Source organism: Paenarthrobacter ilicis, from assembly GCF_016907545.1.
Taxonomy (GTDB): Bacteria; Actinomycetota; Actinomycetes; order Actinomycetales; family Micrococcaceae; genus Arthrobacter; species Arthrobacter ilicis.
Genome location: NZ_JAFBCD010000001.1, coordinates 1,122,249 through 1,144,807, shown reverse-complemented (window position 1 = coordinate 1,144,807; position 22,559 = coordinate 1,122,249). Strand labels below are relative to the sequence as shown.

The following is a 22,559-nucleotide window of genomic DNA, read 5'->3' as shown; positions in this document are numbered from 1 at the left end:
GGTCAGGTCCTGGGCGTAACGCGCCGGGATCCCAGGACTTTCTTGCGCGGGGCCTCCCCCGAATCGGCATCGGCTTCCCGAATTGCTGCCCAGGAGGCTGAGACGAGGTACACCTGGCTGACCAGGTTGAACCAGATGAGCAAACCGATGATGATCGCGAAAGATGCCAGCACCGGGTTATTGCCGGAGCGGGCCAGCAGCTCCGTGCTGAAGAACTGGAGGACCGTGGTGCCCACGCCCGCCAGGATCACGCCTTCCCGCAACGCCCGACGCCGGAACTCGAGGCCGCTTGCCACGCGGAACAGAACTGCCGCCGTCGCGCAGTTCAACAACAGGGGAACGACGATCTTCACCGTGGCCGCAATGGGTCCGGCGACGGCTTCATCGAGGCTGAGGAGATCCATGAACCAATCGGCTGCAGAGCCGAACACCAAGGACACACCTGCACTGACCACCAGAAGGACACCCAGCAGCAGGAGCGTTCCGGCGTCGATCAGTTTCTGCAGAATCGGATTCCGGATGAGCGGGTCCGCGTTATTGACGCCGCGGATCCCCTCCCTGACACTTGCGATCCATCCAAGGGACACAAAGATGGTCACCGCGGCGGCTATCAGGGCCGTCCATCCCAGCCCGGAAGGGTTCAACAGTGATTGGGGATCCACCAGGCCCTCGCCGCCGTTCACCTTCAGAAGGCCCGGAGCGGCGGAAGCGACGCTGTTGATGACAGCATTCTGCAGGGCTTGGTTACCACCCAGCACTATTCCGGCGATCGCGAAACCGGTGGTCAGGAGACCGGTAACGGAGAAGAACATGTTGAAGCCGATGCCTGCACTGAGCAGCGGGCCATGCTGGCGCGTGTAGTGCTGGAAGGACCGCATGGCCCGGTTGGTATTCAGCCGCGCCAGGAAAAGCGCCACGTACGCACCCGCCTTGGCAGGCAGCCCCGCGCCGGACATCTTGGCTTGGCCCCACTCCTGCCGCTTGTGGATCAGCTGAAGCTTGAGCTTGGCCAGGTCAGTGGGAGGCGGAAGAGTGTCCGCCCCCGCGGCTTGAGTCCTCTTGCTGGTCTTGGTAGGTATTGCCGCCAAAGTCGAGCTCTTCCCGTAGCTGCCAAATTCCATTGGTGTCATGCTCGTAAAGTCCCATGCTAACCACTGGGAAGGTTGCCCGGTAATCTCTCAGGACCGTTTCGGCCTCATCAAGATTCTTTTGGGCAACATCGTGGGCAACAGTGACGTGCGGGTGGTACGGGAAGGGCAGCATGCGTTCCAGTGGGCCGCTCTGGAGTTTTTGGTGCAGTTGCACGCACTCTTCGAAGCCCTCCTCCACGTTGACGAACACCACGGGCGAGACAGGGCGGAACGAACCCGTACCGGAAATGGTGATGTTGAACGGTTGCTGGGTCTTTGCCACGCCACGAACATGCTCGCGGGTAGCCTCCCAGTCCTGGGTGGGGGTAGTGGTGATCAGGGTGATGTGGGCCGGAATGACCTCGGCCATGGGATCCCCAAAGGAGGCCCGCCATTCCTGGAGCTCCCGCGCAATGTCCGGCGGGAAACCGAGGATCACGCCCACGCACATAATGTCACCGGCGCCGCAATCGACGCCGGTGACCGCAGGCTGGCGAGAATCATCCGGACCGGAGCCCTTCCGGGCGTCGGTCTGGACGTTGAGCTGGCCAGCAGAGCACATGGGGTTAGCGGACTCCTTGCTGGCCCTGGGAAGCGAGTCCCCGGTACGGGAGGAATCCCACCTTGGCGTAGACGTCGGCGAGGGTAGCTGAAGCGATCCCACGGGCCTTGTCCGCCCCGAGTGCCAGCAACCGGTCCAGCTCAGCGGGGTCCGCCAACAGTTCATTGGCGCGTTCACGGATGGGTGCCAAGTGGCCGGACACCAGTTCTGCAAGATCCACCTTGAGGTGGCCGTACATCTTTCCTTCGTAATCGGCCACGATCTTTTCCACCGGGGTGCCGCTGATGGCCGAGTAGATGGACAGGAGATTGGACACGCCCGGCTTGTTCTCGCGGTCGTAGCGGATCTCTGTTTCGGTGTCAGTCACAGCGGACTTGATCCGTTTGGCAACAGTCTTGGGATCGTCCAGGAGGTTGATCAGCCCGGCCGGGGACTCAGCCGATTTGGACATCTTGGCCGTGGGGTTCTGGAGATCGTAGATCTTGGCCGACTCCTTCTGGATGAAGGCCTCCGGCACCTGGAACGTTTCCCCGAACCGGCTGTTGAAGCGGTTTGCCAGGTCCCTGCTCAGCTCCACGTGCTGGCGCTGGTCCTCGCCTACGGGAACGCCGTGGGGCTGGTACAGGAGGATATCGGCTGCTTGCAGGATGGGGTAGGTAAACAGGCCCACGCTTGCGTGGTCCGAGCCCTGCTTCTGGGCCTTGTCCTTGAACTGGGTCATCCGGCTGGCTTCGCCCATGCCGGTGATGCAGTTCAGGACCCAGGCCAGCTGTGCGTGCTCCGGTACCTGGGACTGGACGAACAGCGTGCACTTGTCCACGTCCACGCCACCGGCAATGTACTGGGCTGCGGTGACCCGCGTTCGGCGGGCAAGTTCGGCAGGATCCTGGGGAACCGTGATGGCATGCAGGTCCGGGATGAAGTAGACGGCATCGTACTCGTCCTGCATCCGGACCCAGTTGACCAGGGCGCCCAGGTAATTGCCCAGGTGCAGGGAGTCAGCCGAGGGCTGCATTCCGGAGAGGACACGGGGCTTGGTGCCGGGCGCCAGCTTGGTGGAGGTGGCGGCGGCTGCTGATGGTGCGGCGGCGCCTGGGCCCGTTTCGGTAGCGGTGGAACTGGTCATGGAGGAAATACCTTAGGAAGCTTGGAGCTGGTAGTCGACTACCAGCGGTGCGTGGTCGGAGAAGCGGGTGTCCCACGAAGGCGCCCGGTCCACTACAGCGGATGTGGCTGCTGCCGCGAGGCCGGGAGTTGCCAGGTGGTAGTCGATGCGCCAGCCTGTGTCGGTGTCAAAGGCCTTACCGCGCTGGGACCACCAGGTGTAGGGGCCGGCGACATTTCCTGCCAGGCCCCTGTGGACATCCCTCCATCCGATGTCTTCGCCGAGGAAGCGGTCAAAGTACGCGCGCTCCTCCGGGAGGAAGCCGGCACGCTTGACGTTGCCCTTCCAGTTTTTGATATCCAGCTCGGTGTGTCCCACGTTGAGGTCGCCCACCACCAAGGCATGGTCGCTGTGTTTGGCAAGCTCCGGGAGACGGACAGCCATGGCGTCCAGGAAGCGGAATTTGTCGTCCTGCTTGGGGGTTCCCACTTCTCCGGAGTGCACATAGGCACTGACCACGGAAAGGGTTGCGGGTTCGCCTGCAGCGTCCCTGACGGAAAAATCCGCCTCGACCCAGCGGCCGGAAGTATCGAAGTAATCGTCGCCAATTCCCACGCGGGTTGCGGTGGGTTCCGTCCGGGAAGCGATGGCAACCCCGGCCCGGCCCTTTGCTTCGGCCTCTGTGTGAAGGATGTGCCAGCCTTCGCCAATCAGCTTCCGGACAATGTCATCGGGAGCGCGGACTTCCTGCAGGCAGAGAATGTCCACTTCGCGTGGCTCCAGCCATTCCGCCATGCCATTCTTGTAGGCAGCCCTCAGGCCGTTGACGTTGACTGACGCGATGCGAAGGAAGTCCTTCTTCAATGCCGTACTCACCCGCTCTACTCTAGTCGATGATGGTGCCGGCCACTGGCTCTTCGGGACCCCCGGAAGACTTGATCATGTCCCGGGCATTGGTGGCAGTAATGGCAATGGTTTCCAAGGCGCGGTTGATGGTGTCCTGGTCAGCCCCGGCACCCTTGGCGCGCTCGTCATCAACAACGCGGACCTGGACCTGGACGATCTTGAAGGAATGGTCCAGTTTGAGGTCGCGGACCTCGTCGGCCTGGTTGCGCTCGGACACTACTCGGGTGCCGCCGTTGTCAGCAACGCCCGACGGCGCGCGGCCGGTTGCGGAGTTAAACGCAGCCTGCGCTTCGCTCAGCTTGGCACCGGCACGCTGCGCGGCCTTGCGGATGCTCACCACCACGAAGGTGGCCAACGCCAGCCAGCCAAAGGCAACCACTGCCACAACCCAGCCAACAACATCGTTCTGGTTGGCAGCGAAGATAACGGCCACCAGGAAGGCGATGATGACCACGGCCATCCCCAGGCCACCGATGCGGAAGCCTCTGAACATGCCTTTGCCGGCGCTGGACGTGGACGGGTGCGGGTCACCGAGAGATTGCATGCCTCCATTCTCTCAAATGCGCAAAGGTGCCTTGTCCCGCTTCCACGGATGGCGAACACCGGAATCATTTGAGGAACAGCTGGCGCAGCCTCCCGGTGGTCAGCATAATGCCGAGGGCGATCATCACCACGTAATACCCCACGTGGATGGCGGTGGCCGGACTGAAGGAGCCCACGCTGATCTGCCGCAGCAATTCAACCCCGTGCCACAGGGGCATGGCCTGGATGAACCACTGGATCACCTGCGGGTAGACGCTCAGCGGATAGAACGTGGCGCTGAACAGGAACATGGGCAGCAGGAAGAAGTTGATCCAATCCATTTGCTGGAAGGTCTTCATGAAGCTGGTGATGCCCATGCCGAAGCTCGCGAACCCGAAAGCGATCAGGACCGATGCCGGAATGACCAGGATGGCCCACCAACTGGTGATCAAGCCCATCACCCCCATCACGGCAGTGAATCCCGTGGCATAGAGCAGACCCCTGAGGAGTGCCAGGAAGATCTCGCCAATGGCCACATCCAGCGGCCCCAGGGAGGTGTAGAGCATCCCCTGGTAGAGCTTGGCGAAGTTCATCTTGAAGAACACGTTCCATGTGGAGTCGTAGATGGCTCCGTTCATGGCCGAGACCGCAAGGAGGGCCGGGGCTATGTACGCGGCATAGCTGATTTCTTCGCCGCCGGGCCCTTGGACTGTTCCCACGATGGATCCCATACCCACGCCCATGGCCAGCAGGAACAGCACGGGCTCGAAGAACCCGGATACCAGCACCAGCCACGTACTGCTCTTGGCTGCCATGAGCCCACGGCCAACCACGGCTTTGGCATTACGGGAATAGAGCGAACCGAACTTCCGCCCGCGGGCAGCATCCGTGGCGCTGTGGCCACCCGTGAGGACACTCATGAGCCCATCCTTTTGACGAACTGCCGCCGGACCAGGATCCAGCCCACTCCGGCTGTCACCACCAGGAACAGGATATGGATGATGGTCAGCAACGGCTCCTGGTCCATGCCGTAGGTGAACACCCGGCCCAGCTCGGTTCCGTGCCACACCGGGGAAATCCAGCCAATCCAGCGGACGGCCACCGGCAGGGTGTCCAGCGGGAAAAACGTCCCGGAGAACAGGAACAGCGGCATCACAATGAAACGCTGCACCAGCGCAAACTGGCCCTTGTCCTGGGTAATGCTTGCGGCGTAGGCCATCAACGGCAGCCCGAAGGACAACGCCGCCACGGTTGCCACGATCGCAGACACCCAGCCCCACGGCCCAGGCGAAGCACCGAACATGGCCACCACCGCGAAATACACCACCGACTGCAGCAGGAACCGCACAGAGCTGGCCATGATGTGGCCGCTGGCGATTTGTTGCGGGGTCAACGGCGAGGCGTGCGGTCCGTAGAACACGCGACGCCACTTGAAGCCGTCCGTGACCGGGTACGAGAACTCCCCGGACGCGGTCATCACCGCCGCGGAGACCAACAGTGCCGGAGCCACGAACTCCAGGTAACTGACTCCGCCAAAGACAGCCCCGCTGTTGGCGTCCACCAAGCTGGCCAACCCAACACCCATGGCGAACAAGTACGCCACCGGTTGACCCACGCTGTACAGGATCACGGACCAGCCATAGTTCCGCATGACGCGGAGTACCTGCTCCGCGTAGAAGAAGGCACCCCAGCGCCGCGCCCGGGCAGCCGAAACCTCCGGCGAGTGGGCCCGCAGCGGCTGCACCGCCGTCGAGGGTTGTTTGCTCCCTGGGTCAGTCATCCCTCCCCTAGTCAACAAGGCTCCTGCCGGTCAGTCGCAGGAATACGTCTTCCAACGAGGATCGGCGCACCAGCGATGTCACGGGCCGTAGACCCCGCGAGGTGACGTGCTCCAGTGCGGCCTCGCCGTCATGGGCGTAGATGAGCACGCGGTCGGGCAGCGTTTCTAGCCGCTCTCCAATGCCTTGGAGTTCGTCGCCGATGGTCGCGTTCCGCTGGGACCCGAACCTGAGCTCCAGGACTTCACGGGACGAATGCTCCCGGATCAGCGCGGCCGGGGAACCTTCGGCCATGATCCGGCCCTTGTCCACCACGATCAGGCGGTCACAGAGTTGTTCGGCCTCGTCCATGTAGTGCGTGGTGAGGATCAGCGTCACACCGTTTTCCTTGAGCCGGAACAACCGGTCCCACAGAATGTGGCGCGCCTGCGGGTCCAGGCCCGTGGTTGGTTCATCAAGGAGGAGTATCCGGGGCTCATTGATCAGGGATCGGGCAATGGTCAACCGCCGCTTCATGCCGCCGGACAGTGCATCCACCTTGGAATTGGCTTTGTCCGTCAGCTGCGCGAATTCCAAGAGCTCGTCCGCTTTGGGACGCAGGTATTTCAAAGGCAGGCCGAAGTAACGGCCATAGACAATAAGGTTTTCGCGGACCCGCAGTTCCTCGTCCAGGTTGTCCTGCTGCGGCACCACCCCCAGGTGTGCCCGGACCTCCGGGCCGTGGGATTCGGGGTCCAAGCCCATGATGCTGAGCGTCCCGGACGTGCGCTGGGAGACGCCGCCGATCATCTTCATAGTGGTGGACTTGCCGGCACCGTTGGGGCCCAGCAGGCCGAAGGACTCCCCCGCCGGTACGTCGAAGGAGATGTTGTCCACCGCGGTGAGATCGCCGTAGGACTTGGTCAGGTTCCGGGCGCTGATGACTGTCTGCCGGTCGGTGTTCGGGCTGGTCAACGGGGAATCCACTGGTCGGGTTGCTTCGTTGTGCACCCTCAGCAGACTAGTAGGGCCAGGGAATATGTGAAATATGTATTCCGCAACTTTCTGGATTTAGCCTGGCCACCTCGTTGCGCCACAATTCTGCTGGATCATTTGCCCCGCCTCTGTCCCGCACCCCCGTTAATCCGCGGATAGGCGATGATGTTGGGTCGAATGATCCAGCAGAATTCACATCTGCGGCCGCCCTTGCCGTGTCCGGAGGGACCTAGGCGATGCCGGCCTGGCGCTCGGCGCTTTCCACCACGTTGGCGAGCAGCATGGCGCGGGTCATCGGACCCACACCACCCGGGTTCGGGGACAGCCACGCGGCGACGTCGGCAGCGGCCGGGTCCACGTCTCCGGTGACGACAGCTTTGCCGTTGCCGTCATCCACGCGGCTGACGCCGACGTCCAGCACGATTGCGCCCGGCTTAAGGTCTCCAGCCTTGATCATGTGCGGCACACCGGCAGCGGCAATCACGACGTCGGCCTGCTTGAGTTCTGCGGGCAGGTCCACCGTTCCGGTGTGGGCCAGGATCACCGTGGCGTTGACTTCCTTGCGGGTCAGCAGGAGGCCGATGGGGCGGCCGATGGTGACGCCGCGGCCCACCACCAGGACGCGCTTGCCCTTGAGTTCAATGTTGTGGCGGCGGAGCAGCTCCACACAGCCCTTGGGGGTGCAGGGCAGTGGGGACTTCATCTCGCCATTCACGTTGGCCACCAGGCGGCCAAGGTTCATGGGGTGCAGGCCGTCGGCGTCTTTCTCCGGGTCCATCGCTTCCAGGATGACGTCCTGGTCAATGTGCTTGGGGAGGGGCAGTTGGACGATGTAGCCGGTGCATTCCGGGTTGTCGTTGAGCTCGCGGACAACCTCCAGGAGGTCCTCCTGGGAGATGTCCTCGGGAAGGTCGCGGCGAATGGACTGGATGCCGACTTCGGCGCAGTCCTTGTGCTTGCCGCCCACGTACCAGGTGCTGCCGGGATCGGATCCCACCAGGATGGTGCCCAGGCCGGGGACGATTCCCTTGGCTGCCAAGGCTGCAACGCGGGTGGTCAGTTCTGCCTTGATGGCTGCGGCGGTGGCCTTGCCGTCGAGGATCTGTGCGGTGGACTGTGTCATTCCATCTGCTCTTTCTGGTGGGTGACCTGCGTGGGTGGGCCGCGGGGAGGCCCAAGCAGACGGGACCCGCTGCCGTGGAGTATGGCGGCGGGTCCCGTCAGCCCCGGTTCAATGCCCGGGTTGTGCTTGTTTACTGATTGCTGCGGGAGCCGTGGGTTACCACTGCTCGTGCTGCGGGTACAGCGGGAAGTCAGCGGCGAGCTTGTCCACGCGGGCCTGCAGCGACTCCACGTCCGCCGAGGTGCCGGCCTTGAGCGCCGTGGCGATGATCTCGGCAACTTCGGTGAACTCGGCAGCACCGAATCCGCGGGTAGCCAAGGCAGGCGTACCGATGCGGAGGCCGGAGGTGACCATCGGCGGGCGGGGATCAAACGGAACAGAGTTGCGGTTCACGGTGATGCCTGCCGAGTGCAGGAGGTCTTCGGCCTGCTGGCCATCCAGCTGCGAGTTGCGCAAGTCAACCAGGACCAGGTGAACATCCGTGCCGCCGGTGAGGACCGAGACGCCGGCCTCGGCAACATCGGCCTGGTTCAGACGGTCAGCGATGATCCTGGCACCCTCGAGGACACGCTCCTGGCGTTCCTTGAACTCTTCGCCGCCGGCGATCTTGAAAGCAACAGCTTTGGCGGCGATCACGTGCATGAGGGGTCCACCCTGCTGGCCCGGGAAGACGCTGGAGTTGAGCTTCTTGGCCCACTCCTGCTTGCCGAGGATCACACCGGAACGGGGGCCAGCCAAGGTCTTGTGGACCGTGGAGGTAACGACGTCGGAGTACGGCACCGGGCTGGGGTGCAGTCCTGCTGCGACCAGTCCGGCGAAGTGTGCCATGTCCGTCCACAAGAGCGCGCCGACTTCGTTAGCGATGGAACGGAAAGCAGCGAAGTCCAGGTGACGGGGGTACGCGGACCAGCCGGCAATGATGACCTGCGGCTTCTCGGCAATGGCCTGCTCGCGCAGCCTGTCCATGTCGATCCGGAAGTTGTCTTCTTCGACCTGGTAGGCGGCTACGTTGTACAGCTTGCCGGAGAAGTTGAGCTTCATGCCGTGGGTCAGGTGCCCACCGTGTGCCAGGGACAGGCCCAGGATCTTGTCGCCGGGAGTGATCATGGCGGAGAGGGCTGCCGCGTTGGCCTGCGCACCGGAGTGCGGTTGGACGTTGGCGTACTCGGCACCAAAGAGTTCCTTGACGCGATCGATCGCCAGCTGCTCGGCGACGTCGACGTATTCACAACCGCCGTAGTAGCGGCGGCCCGGGTAACCCTCGGCGTACTTGTTGGTCAGGACTGAGCCCTGGGCTTCCATGACGGCGCGGGGGGCGAAGTTTTCGGACGCAATCATTTCCAGGGTGCCGCGCTGGCGGCCAAGTTCCTGGTTGAGGACTGCTGCAATCTCGGGATCGAGATCGGCGAGCGACTGGTTGCTGACAGACGCGGAAGTGGTTGTGGTAGTCACGGAAATCTCCTGGCTAGGCAACGGGTGGTGCTACAGGTCAGGCTACCGGCAGCAGCATTCCCGCGTCCCGTTATTTACAGAGGGATCGGTCACGTGCGTGCAACGGTAAGACATGACCCTCGGCCCAGGCGTACGATCCGTGGTCTTCATGATTGCCGCTCCCTGGTGGTAGTCCACCCAACGCCAGTTGCGACCCGTTAACAGTACAACAAGGCAGCACAGGTAGGCTTAACCGCGTGACTGACTCCACTGCTTTCGTAGTAACACTTTCCTGCCCTGACCGCCCCGGCATCGTGCACGCGGTGGCCGGCGCCCTGCTTGAGGCAGGTTGCAATATCGCTGACTCCCAGCAGTACGGAAGCCCCAGCACCGGCAACTTTTTCATGCGGGTGGAGGCAACGACGTCGCGGTCCCAAGCGGAACTGACGGCCGCGCTGCAGCCGGTGGCCGAATCGTTCGGCATGGCGTGGCAGATCAATCCCGTGGGGCAGAAAGTGCGCACCCTGATCCTGTGTTCCAAGGACGCCCACTGCCTGAACGACCTCCTCTTTGCCCAGCGCGCCGGAACGCTGCCCATTGAGATTCCGGCAATCGTCTCCAACCACCGGGACCTGGAGTCACTGGCGGAGTTCTATGGCATTCCGTTCCACCACGTTCCCGTCACTGCCGACACCAAGGCTGACGCCGAAGCTGCGCTGCTCAAGCTCATCGACGAGCACGACGTTGAACTCACAGTCCTGGCCCGGTACATGCAGATCCTTTCCAACGACTTGTGCACAGAGTTGAACGGCCGGGCCATCAACATCCACCACTCATTCCTCCCGTCCTTCAAGGGCGCCAAGCCGTACCACCAGGCCCACGCCCGCGGCGTGAAAATCATTGGCGCGACGGCCCACTATGTGACAGCGGACCTGGATGAGGGTCCCATCATTGAGCAGGAAGTCATCCGCGTTGACCACGCCCGCACAGCCGAACAGTTCGTCCAGATGGGCCGCGACGTTGAGGGCCGCACGCTGGTGCAGGCGGTGCAGTGGCAGGCTGAGCACCGCGTGCTGCTGGACGGCACCCGGACCGTCGTCTTCAACTAACCCCGCGCTGACCCAACTGAGTCGCATTAGTGCGCGTTATGGGCGCTCATAACGCGCACTAATGCGACCTACTAGGGAATAGGCTGGGGCCATGGCTCCTTCTTACACCTTTGCCGGGGACACCCCGGCCATTCATGAGACCGCCTTTGTGGCGCCTACGGCCTCGATCATCGGCAAGGCCACCCTTGGCCAGGATTCGAGTGCGTTCTACGGTGTCTCCGTCCGCGCTGATACCGCCGCCATCACCGTAGGCGCAGGCTCGAACCTCCAGGACAACGTGGTCCTGCACGCCGACCCCGGATTTCCCTGCACCGTAGGCGAGCGCGTTTCCGTGGGACACAGCGCAGTGGTCCACGGCTGCACGGTGGAAGACGACTGCCTGATCGGCATGAGTGCCACCATCCTCAATGGCGCGGTGATCGGCACAGGTTCGCTCATTGCCGCAGGCGCCGTGGTGTTGGAGGGGACGGTGGTTCCCCCACGTTCCCTGGTGGCCGGCGTACCGGCCAAAGTCCGCCGAGAACTCACGGATGAGGAGTTTGAGGGCGTTAAGCACAACGCTGCCCACTACAAAGAGCTGGCTGCGGCACATCGGGAAATGCACTCCTAAAGCCAACGGCGGGGTCAAACCCCCGGGTAGGGTTTTGGCATGACGAAGCGAAACTTCCTGATTGCCTTCCGCCTTCTCCTGGGCATTCTTGCGTGGGCGGGTGTCATAACGCAGTTCTCCATCACCCTCACCAAGAACTACGGGATTGTGGACTTCTTCAGCTATTTCACCAATCTGTCCAACATGTTTGCTGGAACAGTCTTCATCATCAGTGCCATCAGGCTCATGCGCGGCGTGGAGGCAAGCCGGTCCGATGTCATCATTCGCGGGGCCTCTGTGGTGTACATGGCGTTTGTTGGGGTGGTTTTCAACACTCTGCTCCGGGATGCCGATCTGGGCGAACTGATGCCCTGGGTCAATCTGGTGCACCACACCGTGATGCCGGTGGCTGTCCTGCTGGACTGGATCCTCACGCCGCCCAAACACCGGATCTCACTCGCGACGGCCTTTGCGTAGCTCGCTTTCCCCGTTGCCTACGTCGCCTATTCACTGATCCGTGGTGCTGTGGTGGGTTTCTACGCCTACCCGTTCTTCAATCCAAACGTCCAGAACGGATATGTGGGCGTTGCCCTGTACTGCGCCGCCATGCTGGTGGCGTTCCTGGTGGTGAGTCTGGGAGTGCGTTATTTGGGGAACAGGACGTTGAAAAACACCGACAAGGATCCTGGCTTGGTCCGGAAGTAAAACCCGCGAATGCGAGGCCCGCTCTGCGCACTAACCCGAGGGTTTGGGGCGCAGAGCGGGCCTCGCATTGTTTAAGTGGCTTTACAGCCTAACTACTTAGAGTGACAATATAGTCATGAATGTTTCCCAACCCCCGCGAGTGACGCCTGCGGATGGTGATTGGCCAAGCGATTGGCTGCGGGCCACGCTTGGCTTCCTCGCGTTGAATGCCCTCGCTTCAGGCCCTTCCTATGGCTACGCAATCATCAGCGAACTGGAGCACCACGGTTTTGGCACCATCAAAGGCGGCACCCTCTATCCCCTCCTGACCCGCTATGAGGCAGCCGGACTGGTGACCACCGAATGGCGGGCGGGGGACGGCGGGCCGGGACGAAAGTACTTTGCACTGACTGACAGCGGGCGCTCCGAAATGAACCGGCTGGCCGCAGACTGGCGGCGATTCACTGAGCTGAGCAACGCGTACCTCAACCACGGGCAGAACACCAAGGAGATCAGGGCATGATGCAGGAAACGGCCGACAAGAAATGGTTTGACCAACTCATCCTGGAACTCCGCATGCGCCAGGTGCACGGGGACGCGATCGGGGACACGGTTGCCAGCGCCAAGGAGCTACTGGCCGATACCGGGCAGCCGGCCGAGGAGGCTTTCGGTCCAGCCCGCAGTTATGCTGCCGAGCTGGAGCTGCCCCGCGCTCCCCACCATGACTGGATAAGGAAGGCCTTGTGGCCGTCCCTGCTGGGTCTTCTGGCCTTTTTGATCTTCAATCAGGCAGTGGTTCCCTGGGTCCGTTCGGAGCCAATGCTGGTGTCACCGGCGCAGGCGGTGTTTCTCGCCGTACCGGTGGTGGTTATTGGGCTGCTTCCCCTCTATCTCGCAGCAGCCCTCCGACGCCTCTGGGTGCTGGCAGTCATGGTGGCACTCTGCGTGGCGGCCGGGGTGCTGTCCGGAATAACAGCACCCACTGTTCGAGAGGAAGCCTGGCTGGAACTGGACCCGACGCCCTGGCTGGCCGGCACCGCCGTCGTGATGGTTCTTCTGTCCATCATCAACACGGTCCGCGGCCTCGGCGCTCCGGACGACGTCCCGGATCCGCGCTCCGGCACTACGCCGGGCAGTGGTTTGGGTTCCCGGGCAGCAATGCTGATGACCAATTGGCTGTTCCCGATCTTCACCCTGGCCATGCTCGGACTCGCATTGACCTTCCGCTAAACGCGAATGCGAGGCCCGCTCTGCGTCCCAACCAAGGGTTGGGGGGCGCAGAGCGGGCCTCGCAACGCCGGAGGGGGAATCAGTCCAGGCTGATGGGCCCGAGTTCGTCCAGCAATTCTCCGGGGCCGGGGTTGCCCTCTGCGGACGAACCGCCGAGGTGGTTCACCACTCCCCACACCGCGTTCAGGCCCGTGGTCACCGCGCCCTCTGCCCATCCGGCAGTGAAGGACACATCGTCCCCGGCCAGGAAGATGCCGCGCTGGTACTCCGGCAGCTGGTCCTGCTTGAAGTGCGTGAACAGGCGCTGCTGGTAGCGGTAGTGGCCGGGCAGGTTGGCTTTGAAAGCACCCATGAAGTTGGGGTCCGCCTCCCAAGATACGGTGATGGGCTGGCCAACAATGTGGCTGGCGATGTCCACTCCCGGGTAGATCTGCTCCAGCGAGTGGAGCATGAGCTTGACGCGCTCTTCGGCGCTCAAGGCCAACCACTTCAAGGCGTCGTCGTTCCACGTGTAGGACAGGAGGATGACGGCGGGCTTGTCCGGGCCGTCGTCGAGCAGGTACGTGGCCCGGTTGAGGCGGTCGGTGAGGGTCATGGACAGGACTTCGCGGCCCGTCTCCGGGTCGATGTCCTTCCAAAACGGGCGGTCCACCATCACGAACGTCTTGGACGACTGCATGTAGTGCGAGCGCTCGATCGCGGTCCACAGCTCGGCCGGGAACAACGCTTCCTCGGTGTGGATCCGGGTGGACAGCAGCCACGACTGGCAGGTGGTTACCACGGCTTGGTACGTGGCCTCGCGCCCCCAGTTCTCACGGACCAGGAGGTCGCCGTTGTCCGCCCGGCGGATGTTGTCCACGGCTCCGCGCGGCGAACCGGAGTGCAGGGATGCCAGCGAGGTGCCTTCCGGCCAGTACTTAATGCCCGACGGCGCGTGGTTCCACAGTGCCTCGGGGAGCCTTTGCGCTCCTCCCGTCAGGGAGCGGTGCTGGTCGTCGGCGTCTGTGTACACGACGCGGAGAATTTCGAGGATGGAGTTGGGGAAGTCAGTGTCCCAACCACCGGTACCGAAGCCCACTTGGCCGAATGCCTCGCGGTGCGCAAAGCCGGCTTCCTTGAAGGACTTGCTGGCGGCGATGAAGCCATAGAACGTCTGCTCATCCAGCTCTGGAAGGAGCGCGTTCCAGAGTTCCTTGATCCTCTTGGTGTCGCGGGCCTTGATGGCTTCCTGCATTTCAGCAAAAGCAGCACCGTCGTTGACGGCGGCCTTCCAGGCATCGGCCACTTCGTGGAAGAACTCCGGCAGCTCATCGGCCGTGGTGGCGTAATGCTTCTTGCCCGCCAGTTCAATCACGGTGCTGGAGGTAGCTGGTGCCATGGGGTTGGGGAACTCCTGCGTATCCAGGCCCAGCAGGTCCACGTAATGGTAGAACGCCTTGCCGGATACCGGGAAGCGCATGCCGCCCAGGTCTGCCACCACGCCGGGCGCGGACGGGAAACTGGCTGTCCGGAGCCGTCCGCCGATCTGGTCTGCCTCGTAGATCACCGGCTTGAGGCCCAGCTTCATGAGCTCGTACGCGGTCACCAGGCCGGAGAGGCCGGCACCAATAATGGCAACCTCGGTCCCATGCAGTGATTCCGGTACTGAACCCAGCCCGGCCGGGTTGGCCAGGTAGTGATCGTAGCTGAACGGAAAGTCCGGGTTCAGCATGGTGATGGGAGCCTCGTCCGCAGCGGCCGTGCCCTGCGGATCAACAATGGGAAGTTCGGTGGCAATGGTCATGACTTTGCTGCTTTCACAGATTCCGGGCGGTGCGCCCTGGCGGTCAGTTCACGGTAGTCCTGCTCGCTGAGGGTGGCTACCTTTGAGTTCCGGCGTCCGTAGCCGAAGTAGATGGCAATGCCCACCAGCATCCAGGCGCCGAAGGTGATCCAGGTGTCTGCGCCGAGGTTGAGCATCAGGTAAGCGCACATCAGCGTGCCCAGGATGGGAGTAATAGGGTAGAGCGGCACGCGGAAGCTGCGCTCCAGGTCGGGGCGGTTGCGGCGAAGGTAAATCACTGCGACGTTTACCAGCGCGAAAGCGAACAGCGTGCCAATACTGGTGGCGTCCGCCAGCGTCCCCAAGGGAACCAACCCGGCGGTCAGCGCGACGGCGGTTCCAATGATGAGCGTTCCGGCCACCGGAGTGCCGGTGCGGGGAGAGACGCGGCCAAAGATTTTGGGCACCATGCCGTCGCGGGACATGGACAACATGATGCGGGTCTGCCCATAGAGGACAGTCAGGACAATACTGGCAATCGCCAGCACAGCGCCCACGGAGAAGACCAGCGCAATCCACGGCTGGCCGGTGATTTCGTGGAGGATCTGCACCAGGGCGGCCTCGGTGCCGTCAAACCAACCCCACGGCCGGGCGCCGATGGCTGCCACAGCAACCAGGACGTAAATACTGGTGACGATCACCATGGACAACATGATGGCGCGCGGCAGGTCCCTCTTGGGATTCCTGGCTTCCTCGCCGGCCGTGGAAGCGGCGTCGAAGCCAATGTAGGAGAAGAAGACGCTGGAGGCTGCTGCGGACACACCGGCCGCACCCATGGGCATGAGCGGCTCGAAGTTTCCTGCGTTGAAAGCGGTGAACGCCACTGCGCAGAAGAAGATGAGGATGCCTACCTTGATGATCACGATGGCCGTGTTGATCCAGGCGCTTTCGCGGGCGCCGCGGACCAGCAGCATCATGGCGAAGACCACGATCACAACAGCCGGCACGTTGACCATTCCGCCATCACCGGGTGGTTGGGAGAAGGCATCCGGGAGGAACTGACCGAAAGCTGCCAGGGTCTCGTTGACATACTGTCCTGCCCCCACGGCAACTGCTGCCACCGAGACCGCGTATTCCAGCACCAGGCACCAGCCGCAGATCCAGGCCATTCCCTCGCCCATGGTGGCGTAGGAATAGGAGTAGCTGGAGCCTGCCACGGGGACCAGACCGGCCATCTCTGCGTAGGACACGGCGGACAGCAACGCCGCGATGCCTGCTATGACAAACGAGATCCAGATCGCCGGACCGGCCAGCGGCACGGATTCGCCCAGGATGACCAGGATGCCGGTTCCCAGCGTTGCGCCCACGCTGATCATGGTCAGCTGCAGGACACCGAAGCTGCGGACAAGCTGCGTTCCGCCGTGTCCGGTTCCGGATTCACCATCCATGTGGTCGATGGGTTTCCGGCGCAGCAACTGCGCCCCGAGGCTTGGCCTCGCGGCGGCCGCACCGGCCGGGTTTTTGGTGTTCACAGGCACAGTCACCCTTGACGTCCCTTCAGAGTAGTTTCGATTTCCCCTCCACAAGACTGGCATGTGAGCCACCTCTCATCGCGGTGCAAAATGTCCTATGATGATCAACCATGAGACGTAATGCACACATTCAGGAGCCCCTGCCAGGGGCTCTTTCCGGTCAAGTCAGAGTGGACTTGACCGCCATTTCGGACAACATCACGGCACTGAAAAAGCGCACGGAAGCGCCCCATTTCATGGCTGTGGTGAAAGGCAACGCTTATGGCCACGGGCTTGTTGACGTGGCCCGTACCGCCGTGGACGCAGGTGCCACCTGGCTGGGAACTGCCCAGCTCAGTGAGGCGATCGCACTCCGCAAATCCGGCATCACTGTCCCGATTTTATCGTGGCTTTACCTGGCCTCCCAAACCAGCGAAACCATCCTCGAGGCCCTCCAGCACGGCATTGACGTTTCGTTGGGCAGCGTCCACCAACTGGAGGTCCTGGAAGGCATCGCGGCGCGCTTGGGCCGCCCCGCCGTCGTCCATCTTGAACTGGACAGCGGACTAAGCCGCGGAGGAGCCAGGAAGGAAGATTGGGGCGCCCTGGTGGCGGAGGCACGCCGGGGCGAACTCAAGGGCACGCTGCGTGTCCGCGGGCTGTGGACGCACTTGGCGTGGGCTGACATACCCGCCCACCCCGGCAACGCCGCAGCGGTGGCCGGGTTTGAGGAGGCCGTCCGCGAGGCCCGTGCGGAGGGACTCACACCGGAACTCCGGCATGTATCCAGCTCGGCCAACATCCTGGACAGGCCGGAGTTCCACTTCGACATGGTCCGGGCAGGCCTGGCAATCTACGGCCTGGCACCGGCAGACCACCTGGACCCCGCAGACTTTGGCCTGCGTCCGGCCCTGAGCGTCACCGCGCCCTTGGTGATGGTCAAAAAGGTCCCGGCGGGCACCGGCGTCAGCTACGAGCACCAGGCAATCACCCACGAACCGCGCTATCTGGGCCTTATCCCGCTGGGATACGCAGACGGCATCCCCAAGGGAATCAGCGGCCGTTCCGTGGTGCGCATTGGCGGACGCAACGTACCGGTGATCGGCAAGGTATGCATGGATCAGTTCATGGTGGACCTGGGTCCGGACGCCGGCGGAATCACCGTGGGTGACACCGCGGTACTGTTCGGCGATCCCGCCTCCGGGGCGGCGAGCGCCGACGACTGGGGAGCGGCGATCGGCAGCCACGGCGATGAGATCATCAACAGGATTGCGCCCCGGCTCCCCCGCGTCTACGCCAGCGAAGCCTACGAGTGCCCCGATTACCAGGAGCCGGAAACCGCAGGGCAGGGCAATGCTGCCTGAGAACGCCAATGCCCGCCTGAGTTTCGTCACGCTGGAACAGTTCGTGGAACAGCTGCCGCCGGAGCTGACCATGCTTCACGACGGCGGCAGCGGTGGCACCCTGCTGCGGTGGGTTGAACCCAGTGAGCTTGAGGACCCCACGCCGTACCTGCCGGAAGGTGAATTCCTCCTCACCGCCGGGCTGCCCTTCCTGGGAGAGGGCGGCTCGGCGGAGATGGTGGATGCGTACGTCCGCCGGTTGGTGGGGGCCAAAGTGGCGGCCCTGGGCTTCGGGATCCGGCCATATTTCGACGCCGTTCCGGACGTTTTGGTGGAGGCTTGCCGCAAGCAGAACCTCACCCTGTTCGAGGTCCCGGAGTCCCTGCCGTTCGCTGCGATCGGATTGTCCTTCTCGCAGCTCCTGGAGACGGACAACGCCCGGGTGTTCCGTCAGTTGGCGGAAACCAACAGGCAGCTCATGAGGGCCGTGCTCTCCCCCAGGCCGGAACACGAACTCCTGGCAGCCCTGGTCCAGCGGGTCCCGGTGTGGGCGGTGCTGGTGGGTGCGGATGGGCGGGTCCGGGCCCGCGGGAACAGTACAGGCGGGCACGGCGTCGGCGGGAGCGCCGGCGTCGGCGGCAGCACCGGCGTCGACCATTCCTTGCTCCAGCCAATGCTGGAGCGGTTGTTTTCCGGCAGCGGTCCCCGCGTGGAGATGGACGGGTTTGACCAGCCGGGGTCCGCCCTGGTGTTCGGGCACCCGCTGCGCAGCACCAAGGACGCCAACCTGGGTGCCCTGATCCTGGGCTCGGACGTTGCGCTGAGCCCTGCACAGAACAACGTGGTGCAAGCCGCCGTTGGCTTGCTTGAACTGTTGGTGCGGCAACGGACCAGCGGTTCCCTGGCCCCCAGCCAGCTGGCCACAGCCATGCTGCTGCACCCGGAGTCGTTGGCCACCGGTGGAACCCGGCACCTCAACGGCTTGAAGGATCTTTTGGCCCAGAGCCTGTCCTCGACGCGCTCGGGGCAGATGCGGGTGGTTCTGGGAATCCGGATGGAAGACGCTGCCGACGACGGTCCCGTCCGGGAGCTGCTGCAGTGGCGGCGGTTGTTCGACACCAAACTGGTGGAGCTCACCGACTACGGATTTGCGGCGATCACACGGTTCAAAGTGGACGATTCGTTGCTGGCCGACGTTGAGAGGCTCGGGTGGCGCCTGGTGATTGGCGAGCCCACGGAACTGGCTGGTTTGTCTGCGGCCTACCAGCGGGCCGGCTCCCTCCGAAGCCGTGTACTGTCCACGGGCGCCAGCGCCAGGGTGGATGAAGTGACGTGGTCCGTGGCCGGACTGTTGGGCCGGGACGCGGGGACCATGTTGGCCGAACGGCTCCTGGCTCCGGTGCTGTCCCTCGAGGCGGACCGCCGGGACCCACTGTTGGCTGTGCTCCGTGGCTGGCTTAGCGAAAACGGCAGTTGGGATGCTTCAGCCAAGATCCTGGGACTTCACCGGAACAGTGTCCGGCGGCAGATCGGCGTGCTCGGAGAGCTCCTGGACATGGACCTTAACCAGGCTCAGGCGCGGGCGGAGTTGTGGATCGCCCTGCAATATGTGGACGGGTCCGGACTTCACTAGACAGACTAGCTAGATTACCTAGTGATATGTATGCTTATGAATGTTCTTGAAGCTGCTTCCCTGGAGTTGTGAGTGTCTTGGTTATTTTCAACGAAGTTTCACCCCCAGCGCTCCCTGACGTCCGGGAAGACGGCATCGCAGTTTCCGAGAGGAAAGCGGACCCCGCCCCCTCCACCCTGGACGGCACCACAGCGCCGCAGGGCGGAAGCGAGGTCCACAGCGTCACGGCCCCCTCGCCGGACGATTCCGCAGCGCATCTCAGTGGGTTACTCCAGGAAACTGGCCAAGGCAGTCACGCTGCCTTCACGGAGTTTTACCAACGCACCTCACGCCGGGTTTTCGGGGTGGTACGCCGCGTGGTCATCGATTCCGGCCTCAGCGAGGAAGTGACCCAGGAAGTCTTCGTGGTGGCGTGGCGGGACTCGGCGAAATACGATCCCGCGCAGGGAAGCCCCATGGCCTGGCTGTTGACAATCGCGCACCGCAAAGCAGTGGACAAAGTCCGCGCCCACCAAAGCAGCACCAACCGTGACGCCAAGTGGGCCACCGCATCCTGGACCCGCCCCTATGACGAGGTACCCACGTCCCTCCTGGACCGGATGGAAGCACTGCAACTCAAGGACTCGTTGGCAACTCTGTCACCGCTGCAACGTGAAGCGATCGTGCTGGCCTATTTCGGCGCACTCACCTATCGCGAAGTGGCTGAAAAACTGTCAAAACCCTTGCCCACCATCAAGTCCCGGATACGGGATGGCTTGAATCAGCTCAGGGAAGAACTCAGGACCGCCTGAAGAAGCGGCCGCCTGCACGGGCCGCTCAAGACGCGCCCTGCTCCCACCGCCCGTAGAGATCCGGCCTGCGTTCGCGCAGGTACGGTACTTCCTCGCGGGCGGCACGGACAGCCTCAGTACCAACCTCGGCAAACAGCAGCGTGGGGGCCTCCCCCGCTGCTGCCAACAAGGTTCCGTCCGGGCCCGCGATCACGCTGCCGCCCAGGAAGTCGTACACATCCTCCTGGCCCGAATGGTTGGCGTAGGCCAGGTTGATCTGGCTCTCCAAAGCACGTGCACGGATCAGGACCTGCGGCACGTTGTCGAATCCGGCCGACAACGCAGTAGGAACCAGCAGGAGTTCAGCGCCGCGCACTGCAGCAGCCCGCACCGCCTCAGGGAACTCGACGTCGTAGCAGATCAGCATCGATGTGCGGATTCCCTGGAACTCCACGACGGCGGGAGGTTCTTGGGCGCCGATGAACGCCTTATGTTCCTCCGGACCAAAGAGGTGGACCTTGGCGTAGGTAAGGACCTCGGCGCCCGTTGCGTCCAGCAAAGTAGCCGTGATGTTCCAGGCGCTGTCAGCGCGGGGCGGCTTCGCGCCGTCGTCGTGCGTTCCGTTGACCGGCGCGGGGAGGCTGTAGACCAGGCCGATGCCGTGAGTGCGGGCAATGTCCGCGAGGCGCTCCCTGATGGACGGCAACGTGGCAGCGTCCAGTTCGGCGTGAAGACGCAGCGGCGCGTAGCCCACGGGAAAAAGCTCCGGGGTCAGGAGAATCCCGGCACCGGCATGGGACGCACGCCTGGCGGCGTCGTCGATGGTGCGCAGGTTCGCTTCCACATCCATGACAGTTGCGTTGGCTTGCAGCAGGGACAGCAGCATCTTTACCACCTTGATCAGCACGATCCCGGCTTGGTAGGCGCGGGAAGATTCCTCTACCAAGGGTATGCGCGGGCCGGACTCCTGCGGCGGGGCATTTGGACCCGGAGACGGTTCGGCCGGGACACATCGCACGTCCGCGAGGCAGTTCTTGTGTTGGAGTATGTCGGTGAGGCTTGACTCCTTGTGTTCACTTCTTGACTACAAGGTAGTTTCTGGGGCAATCTTCTTGTCATGCCCGCTACACAGCGCTCAACGAAGAGCCAACCGAGAAAACCCGGCTCGCAGTCAGCGCTCCGCCACCTGAACCAGCAGCGCATCATCGAATGCCTCCTGAACGGACCCTCCACGCAAGCAGAGCTGTCCCGGCAGACCGGACTCTCCACCGCCACGATCTCCAACATCGTCAAAATCATGCAGGACGCGGGGCTGGTGTCCACCGAACCCACCACCAGCTCCGGCCGCCGGGCAACCAACGTGAGGCTGAACAGCAACGGTGCTGTGGCGGTCGGAATCGACTTTGGCCGCCGCCACCTGCGGGTGGTCCTGGCGTCCTTGGGCTATCACGTCATAGCCGAGGAATACATAGAACTTCCCTTGGGCCATCAGGCCGAGGAAGGCATAGCCGCAGCGGTGAGGCTGCTCGGCAAACTGCTGGAGGAAAACGGCATCGACCGGACGGCCGTAGTGGGCGCAGGGGCGGGCATTCCCGGCCCTATCGACCGCCGGAGCGGCACAGTCGCGCAGGGCGCCATCCTGCCCGAGTGGGTGGGAATCGACATCCTCCGCAGGCTTGAAGAAGCCCTGAATTGCCCCGTCTTTGTTGACAACGACGCCAATCTTGGCGCCCTCTCCGAAGTCACGTGGGGACCCCACAGCGGCGTCTCAAACCTGATGTTCCTGAAGATCGGCTCCGGCATTGGTTCCGGACTGATCCTCAACGGATTTCCCTACTACGGGAACGTGGGAATCACCGGCGAAATCGGGCACGCCACCATCCATGAACTGGGCCTGGTGTGCCGCTGCGGCAACAGGGGCTGCCTCGAAACAATCGCTTCCACCACCACCATGATCGAGCTCCTGGGCAGGGGGCAGGAGACCCTGCTGACGCCGCAGGACATCGTGCGGAACTGCCTCGCCGGCGACTCCGCCACCCAGCGCGTGGTGGACGACGCCGGGCTGGCTGTCGGCCGCGCCTTGGGCAACGTCTCCAACCTGATCAATCCGGAAGTCATTGTGGTGGGCGGTCCCCTGGCCGGGCTTGGCGACCTCCTGTTGGACCCCATCAGGAGGGGCCTGGTGCGGCACGCCGTGCCCGTGGTGGGCGAGACGACCCACCTGGCAATGTCCTCCCTGGGCGCTCGCGCCGAGGCCCTGGGGGCAGCTGCATTGGTATTCCAACACGCCGGTATTACCGGCAGGTAACGAAATCGTTAGCTGGATCATGCGTTCAAGTCTTGACGACAAGCAGGGTGATCCAGTTTACTTTTTCTTCAGAACAGCTCCGCCGTTT

21 protein-coding genes, 1 pseudogene and 1 riboswitch are annotated in these 22,559 nt (G+C 63.3%); of the genes and pseudogenes, 9 read left to right on the top strand and 13 right to left on the bottom strand.

From position 1 onward, the window contains the following. Positions 1-2 precede the first annotated feature (2 nt). The 10 genes from JOE60_RS05350 to glyA form a co-directional block, all read right to left on the bottom strand. A complete protein-coding gene (locus tag JOE60_RS05350; RefSeq protein ID WP_167264605.1) occupies positions 3-1,088 on the bottom strand; it encodes a YihY/virulence factor BrkB family protein in 1,086 nt (361 codons plus the stop codon). Beyond that, complete coding sequence (locus JOE60_RS05345; protein ID WP_167264604.1) at positions 1,015-1,692, bottom strand: 2'-5' RNA ligase family protein; 678 nt, start codon at positions 1,690-1,692, stop codon at positions 1,015-1,017. The genes JOE60_RS05350 and JOE60_RS05345 overlap by 74 nt, the downstream gene beginning before the upstream one ends. A gap of 4 nt (positions 1,693-1,696) precedes the next feature. Continuing rightward, entirely contained in the window at positions 1,697-2,818 is a 1,122-nt protein-coding gene (trpS, locus tag JOE60_RS05340) for a tryptophan--tRNA ligase (protein WP_167264603.1), read from the bottom strand. A gap of 12 nt (positions 2,819-2,830) precedes the next feature. Then, entirely contained in the window at positions 2,831-3,673 is an 843-nt protein-coding gene (locus JOE60_RS05335) for an exodeoxyribonuclease III (RefSeq protein WP_167264602.1), read from the bottom strand. 10 nt (positions 3,674-3,683) lie between these two features. Next, on the bottom strand, positions 3,684-4,247 hold the full coding sequence (locus JOE60_RS05330; protein ID WP_167264601.1) for a hypothetical protein: 564 nt from the start codon (positions 4,245-4,247) through the stop codon (positions 3,684-3,686). A 64-nt stretch (positions 4,248-4,311) separates the two neighbouring features. Next, positions 4,312-5,145 (bottom strand): ABC transporter permease, encoded by an 834-nt coding sequence (locus tag JOE60_RS05325; protein ID WP_167264600.1) that lies wholly within the window; start codon positions 5,143-5,145, stop codon positions 4,312-4,314. Then, positions 5,142-6,005, bottom strand: a complete 864-nt coding sequence (locus JOE60_RS05320; RefSeq protein ID WP_204814845.1) for an ABC transporter permease — start codon at positions 6,003-6,005, stop codon at positions 5,142-5,144. Before JOE60_RS05320 ends, JOE60_RS05325 begins: the two co-directional genes overlap by 4 nt. Before the next feature lie 7 nt (positions 6,006-6,012). Further along, positions 6,013-6,993, bottom strand: a complete 981-nt coding sequence (locus JOE60_RS05315; protein ID WP_390905109.1) for an ABC transporter ATP-binding protein — start codon at positions 6,991-6,993, stop codon at positions 6,013-6,015. 214 nt (positions 6,994-7,207) lie between these two features. After that, positions 7,208-8,101, bottom strand: coding sequence for a bifunctional methylenetetrahydrofolate dehydrogenase/methenyltetrahydrofolate cyclohydrolase (locus JOE60_RS05310; RefSeq protein WP_167264598.1), 894 nt, complete (start codon positions 8,099-8,101; stop codon positions 7,208-7,210). Between the two features lie 156 nt (positions 8,102-8,257). Beyond that, a complete protein-coding gene (glyA, locus tag JOE60_RS05305; protein ID WP_167264597.1) occupies positions 8,258-9,553 on the bottom strand; it encodes a serine hydroxymethyltransferase in 1,296 nt (431 codons plus the stop codon). A gap of 115 nt (positions 9,554-9,668) precedes the next feature. Then, positions 9,669-9,754, bottom strand: a riboswitch (ZMP/ZTP riboswitch). Positions 9,755-9,789: 35 nt separating this feature from the next. On the opposite strand from glyA, the gene purU reads away from it, so the two are divergent. The 5 genes and pseudogenes from purU (at position 9,790) to JOE60_RS05275 (ending at position 13,144) form a co-directional block, all read left to right on the top strand. Continuing rightward, positions 9,790-10,641, top strand: coding sequence for a formyltetrahydrofolate deformylase (gene purU, locus JOE60_RS05300; protein WP_167264596.1), 852 nt, complete (start codon positions 9,790-9,792; stop codon positions 10,639-10,641). Between the two features lie 91 nt (positions 10,642-10,732). Beyond that, the gene (locus JOE60_RS05295; RefSeq protein WP_167264595.1) at positions 10,733-11,251 is read left to right on the top strand and encodes a gamma carbonic anhydrase family protein; all 519 of its coding nucleotides are present in this window, start codon (positions 10,733-10,735) and stop codon (positions 11,249-11,251) included. 39 nt (positions 11,252-11,290) lie between these two features. Further along, positions 11,291-11,935, top strand: a pseudogene (locus JOE60_RS18300) (Pr6Pr family membrane protein). A 115-nt stretch (positions 11,936-12,050) separates the two neighbouring features. Further along, positions 12,051-12,437, top strand: a complete 387-nt coding sequence (locus JOE60_RS05280; RefSeq protein ID WP_167264593.1) for a PadR family transcriptional regulator — start codon at positions 12,051-12,053, stop codon at positions 12,435-12,437. Beyond that, positions 12,434-13,144: a hypothetical protein gene (locus JOE60_RS05275; RefSeq protein WP_167264592.1), complete on the top strand. Its 711-nt coding sequence runs from the start codon at positions 12,434-12,436 to the stop codon at positions 13,142-13,144. Before JOE60_RS05280 ends, JOE60_RS05275 begins: the two co-directional genes overlap by 4 nt. Before the next feature lie 79 nt (positions 13,145-13,223). Here JOE60_RS05275 and JOE60_RS05270 read toward each other — a convergent pair whose 3' ends face one another. Both JOE60_RS05270 and JOE60_RS05265 read right to left on the bottom strand, forming a co-directional pair. Continuing rightward, complete coding sequence (locus JOE60_RS05270; RefSeq protein WP_204814843.1) at positions 13,224-14,927, bottom strand: flavin monoamine oxidase family protein; 1,704 nt, start codon at positions 14,925-14,927, stop codon at positions 13,224-13,226. After that, a complete protein-coding gene (locus tag JOE60_RS05265; RefSeq protein WP_239528975.1) occupies positions 14,924-16,354 on the bottom strand; it encodes an amino acid permease in 1,431 nt (476 codons plus the stop codon). The genes JOE60_RS05270 and JOE60_RS05265 overlap by 4 nt, the downstream gene beginning before the upstream one ends. A gap of 194 nt (positions 16,355-16,548) precedes the next feature. Here JOE60_RS05265 and alr point away from each other — a divergent pair, with 194 nt between their 5' ends. The 3 genes from alr to sigK all read left to right on the top strand — a co-directional run bounded on the left by alr (position 16,549) and on the right by sigK (position 20,184). After that, a complete protein-coding gene (gene alr, locus JOE60_RS05260) occupies positions 16,549-17,781 on the top strand; it encodes an alanine racemase (protein WP_208381254.1) in 1,233 nt (410 codons plus the stop codon). Next, positions 17,771-19,393, top strand: coding sequence for a PucR family transcriptional regulator (locus JOE60_RS05255; protein ID WP_167264589.1), 1,623 nt, complete (start codon positions 17,771-17,773; stop codon positions 19,391-19,393). Before alr ends, JOE60_RS05255 begins: the two co-directional genes overlap by 11 nt. Before the next feature lie 68 nt (positions 19,394-19,461). Next, complete coding sequence (sigK, locus tag JOE60_RS05250) at positions 19,462-20,184, top strand: ECF RNA polymerase sigma factor SigK (RefSeq protein WP_167264588.1); 723 nt, start codon at positions 19,462-19,464, stop codon at positions 20,182-20,184. A gap of 25 nt (positions 20,185-20,209) precedes the next feature. On the opposite strand, the gene JOE60_RS05245 is transcribed toward sigK, so the two are convergent. Beyond that, a complete protein-coding gene (locus JOE60_RS05245) occupies positions 20,210-21,049 on the bottom strand; it encodes a carbon-nitrogen hydrolase family protein (protein WP_167264951.1) in 840 nt (279 codons plus the stop codon). A gap of 231 nt (positions 21,050-21,280) precedes the next feature. Between JOE60_RS05245 and JOE60_RS05240 the strand changes: the two genes are divergently transcribed. Further along, positions 21,281-22,471: an ROK family transcriptional regulator gene (locus JOE60_RS05240; RefSeq protein ID WP_167264587.1), complete on the top strand. Its 1,191-nt coding sequence runs from the start codon at positions 21,281-21,283 to the stop codon at positions 22,469-22,471. Positions 22,472-22,559: the final 88 nt, after the last annotated feature.

Coding starts and splice junctions, on each gene's coding strand:
- JOE60_RS05270 (WP_204814843.1), bottom strand. CDS start 14,927: ATGACCATTGCCACCGAACTTCCCATTGTTGATCCGCAGGGCACGGCC.
- JOE60_RS05320 (WP_204814845.1), bottom strand. CDS start 6,005: ATGACTGACCCAGGGAGCAAACAACCCTCGACGGCGGTGCAGCCGCTG.
- JOE60_RS05255 (WP_167264589.1), top strand. CDS start 17,771: ATGCTGCCTGAGAACGCCAATGCCCGCCTGAGTTTCGTCACGCTGGAA.
- trpS (WP_167264603.1), bottom strand. CDS start 2,818: ATGACCAGTTCCACCGCTACCGAAACGGGCCCAGGCGCCGCCGCACCA.
- JOE60_RS05310 (WP_167264598.1), bottom strand. CDS start 8,101: ATGACACAGTCCACCGCACAGATCCTCGACGGCAAGGCCACCGCCGCA.
- JOE60_RS05295 (WP_167264595.1), top strand. CDS start 10,733: ATGGCTCCTTCTTACACCTTTGCCGGGGACACCCCGGCCATTCATGAG.
- JOE60_RS05345 (WP_167264604.1), bottom strand. CDS start 1,692: ATGTGCTCTGCTGGCCAGCTCAACGTCCAGACCGACGCCCGGAAGGGC.
- JOE60_RS05330 (WP_167264601.1), bottom strand. CDS start 4,247: ATGCAATCTCTCGGTGACCCGCACCCGTCCACGTCCAGCGCCGGCAAA.
- JOE60_RS05280 (WP_167264593.1), top strand. CDS start 12,051: ATGAATGTTTCCCAACCCCCGCGAGTGACGCCTGCGGATGGTGATTGG.
- JOE60_RS05265 (WP_239528975.1), bottom strand. CDS start 16,354: ATGGATGGTGAATCCGGAACCGGACACGGCGGAACGCAGCTTGTCCGC.
- JOE60_RS05325 (WP_167264600.1), bottom strand. CDS start 5,145: ATGAGTGTCCTCACGGGTGGCCACAGCGCCACGGATGCTGCCCGCGGG.
- alr (WP_208381254.1), top strand. CDS start 16,549: ATGAGACGTAATGCACACATTCAGGAGCCCCTGCCAGGGGCTCTTTCC.
- JOE60_RS05240 (WP_167264587.1), top strand. CDS start 21,281: ATGCCCGCTACACAGCGCTCAACGAAGAGCCAACCGAGAAAACCCGGC.
- JOE60_RS05275 (WP_167264592.1), top strand. CDS start 12,434: ATGATGCAGGAAACGGCCGACAAGAAATGGTTTGACCAACTCATCCTG.
- JOE60_RS05245 (WP_167264951.1), bottom strand. CDS start 21,049: ATGCTGCTGTCCCTGCTGCAAGCCAACGCAACTGTCATGGATGTGGAA.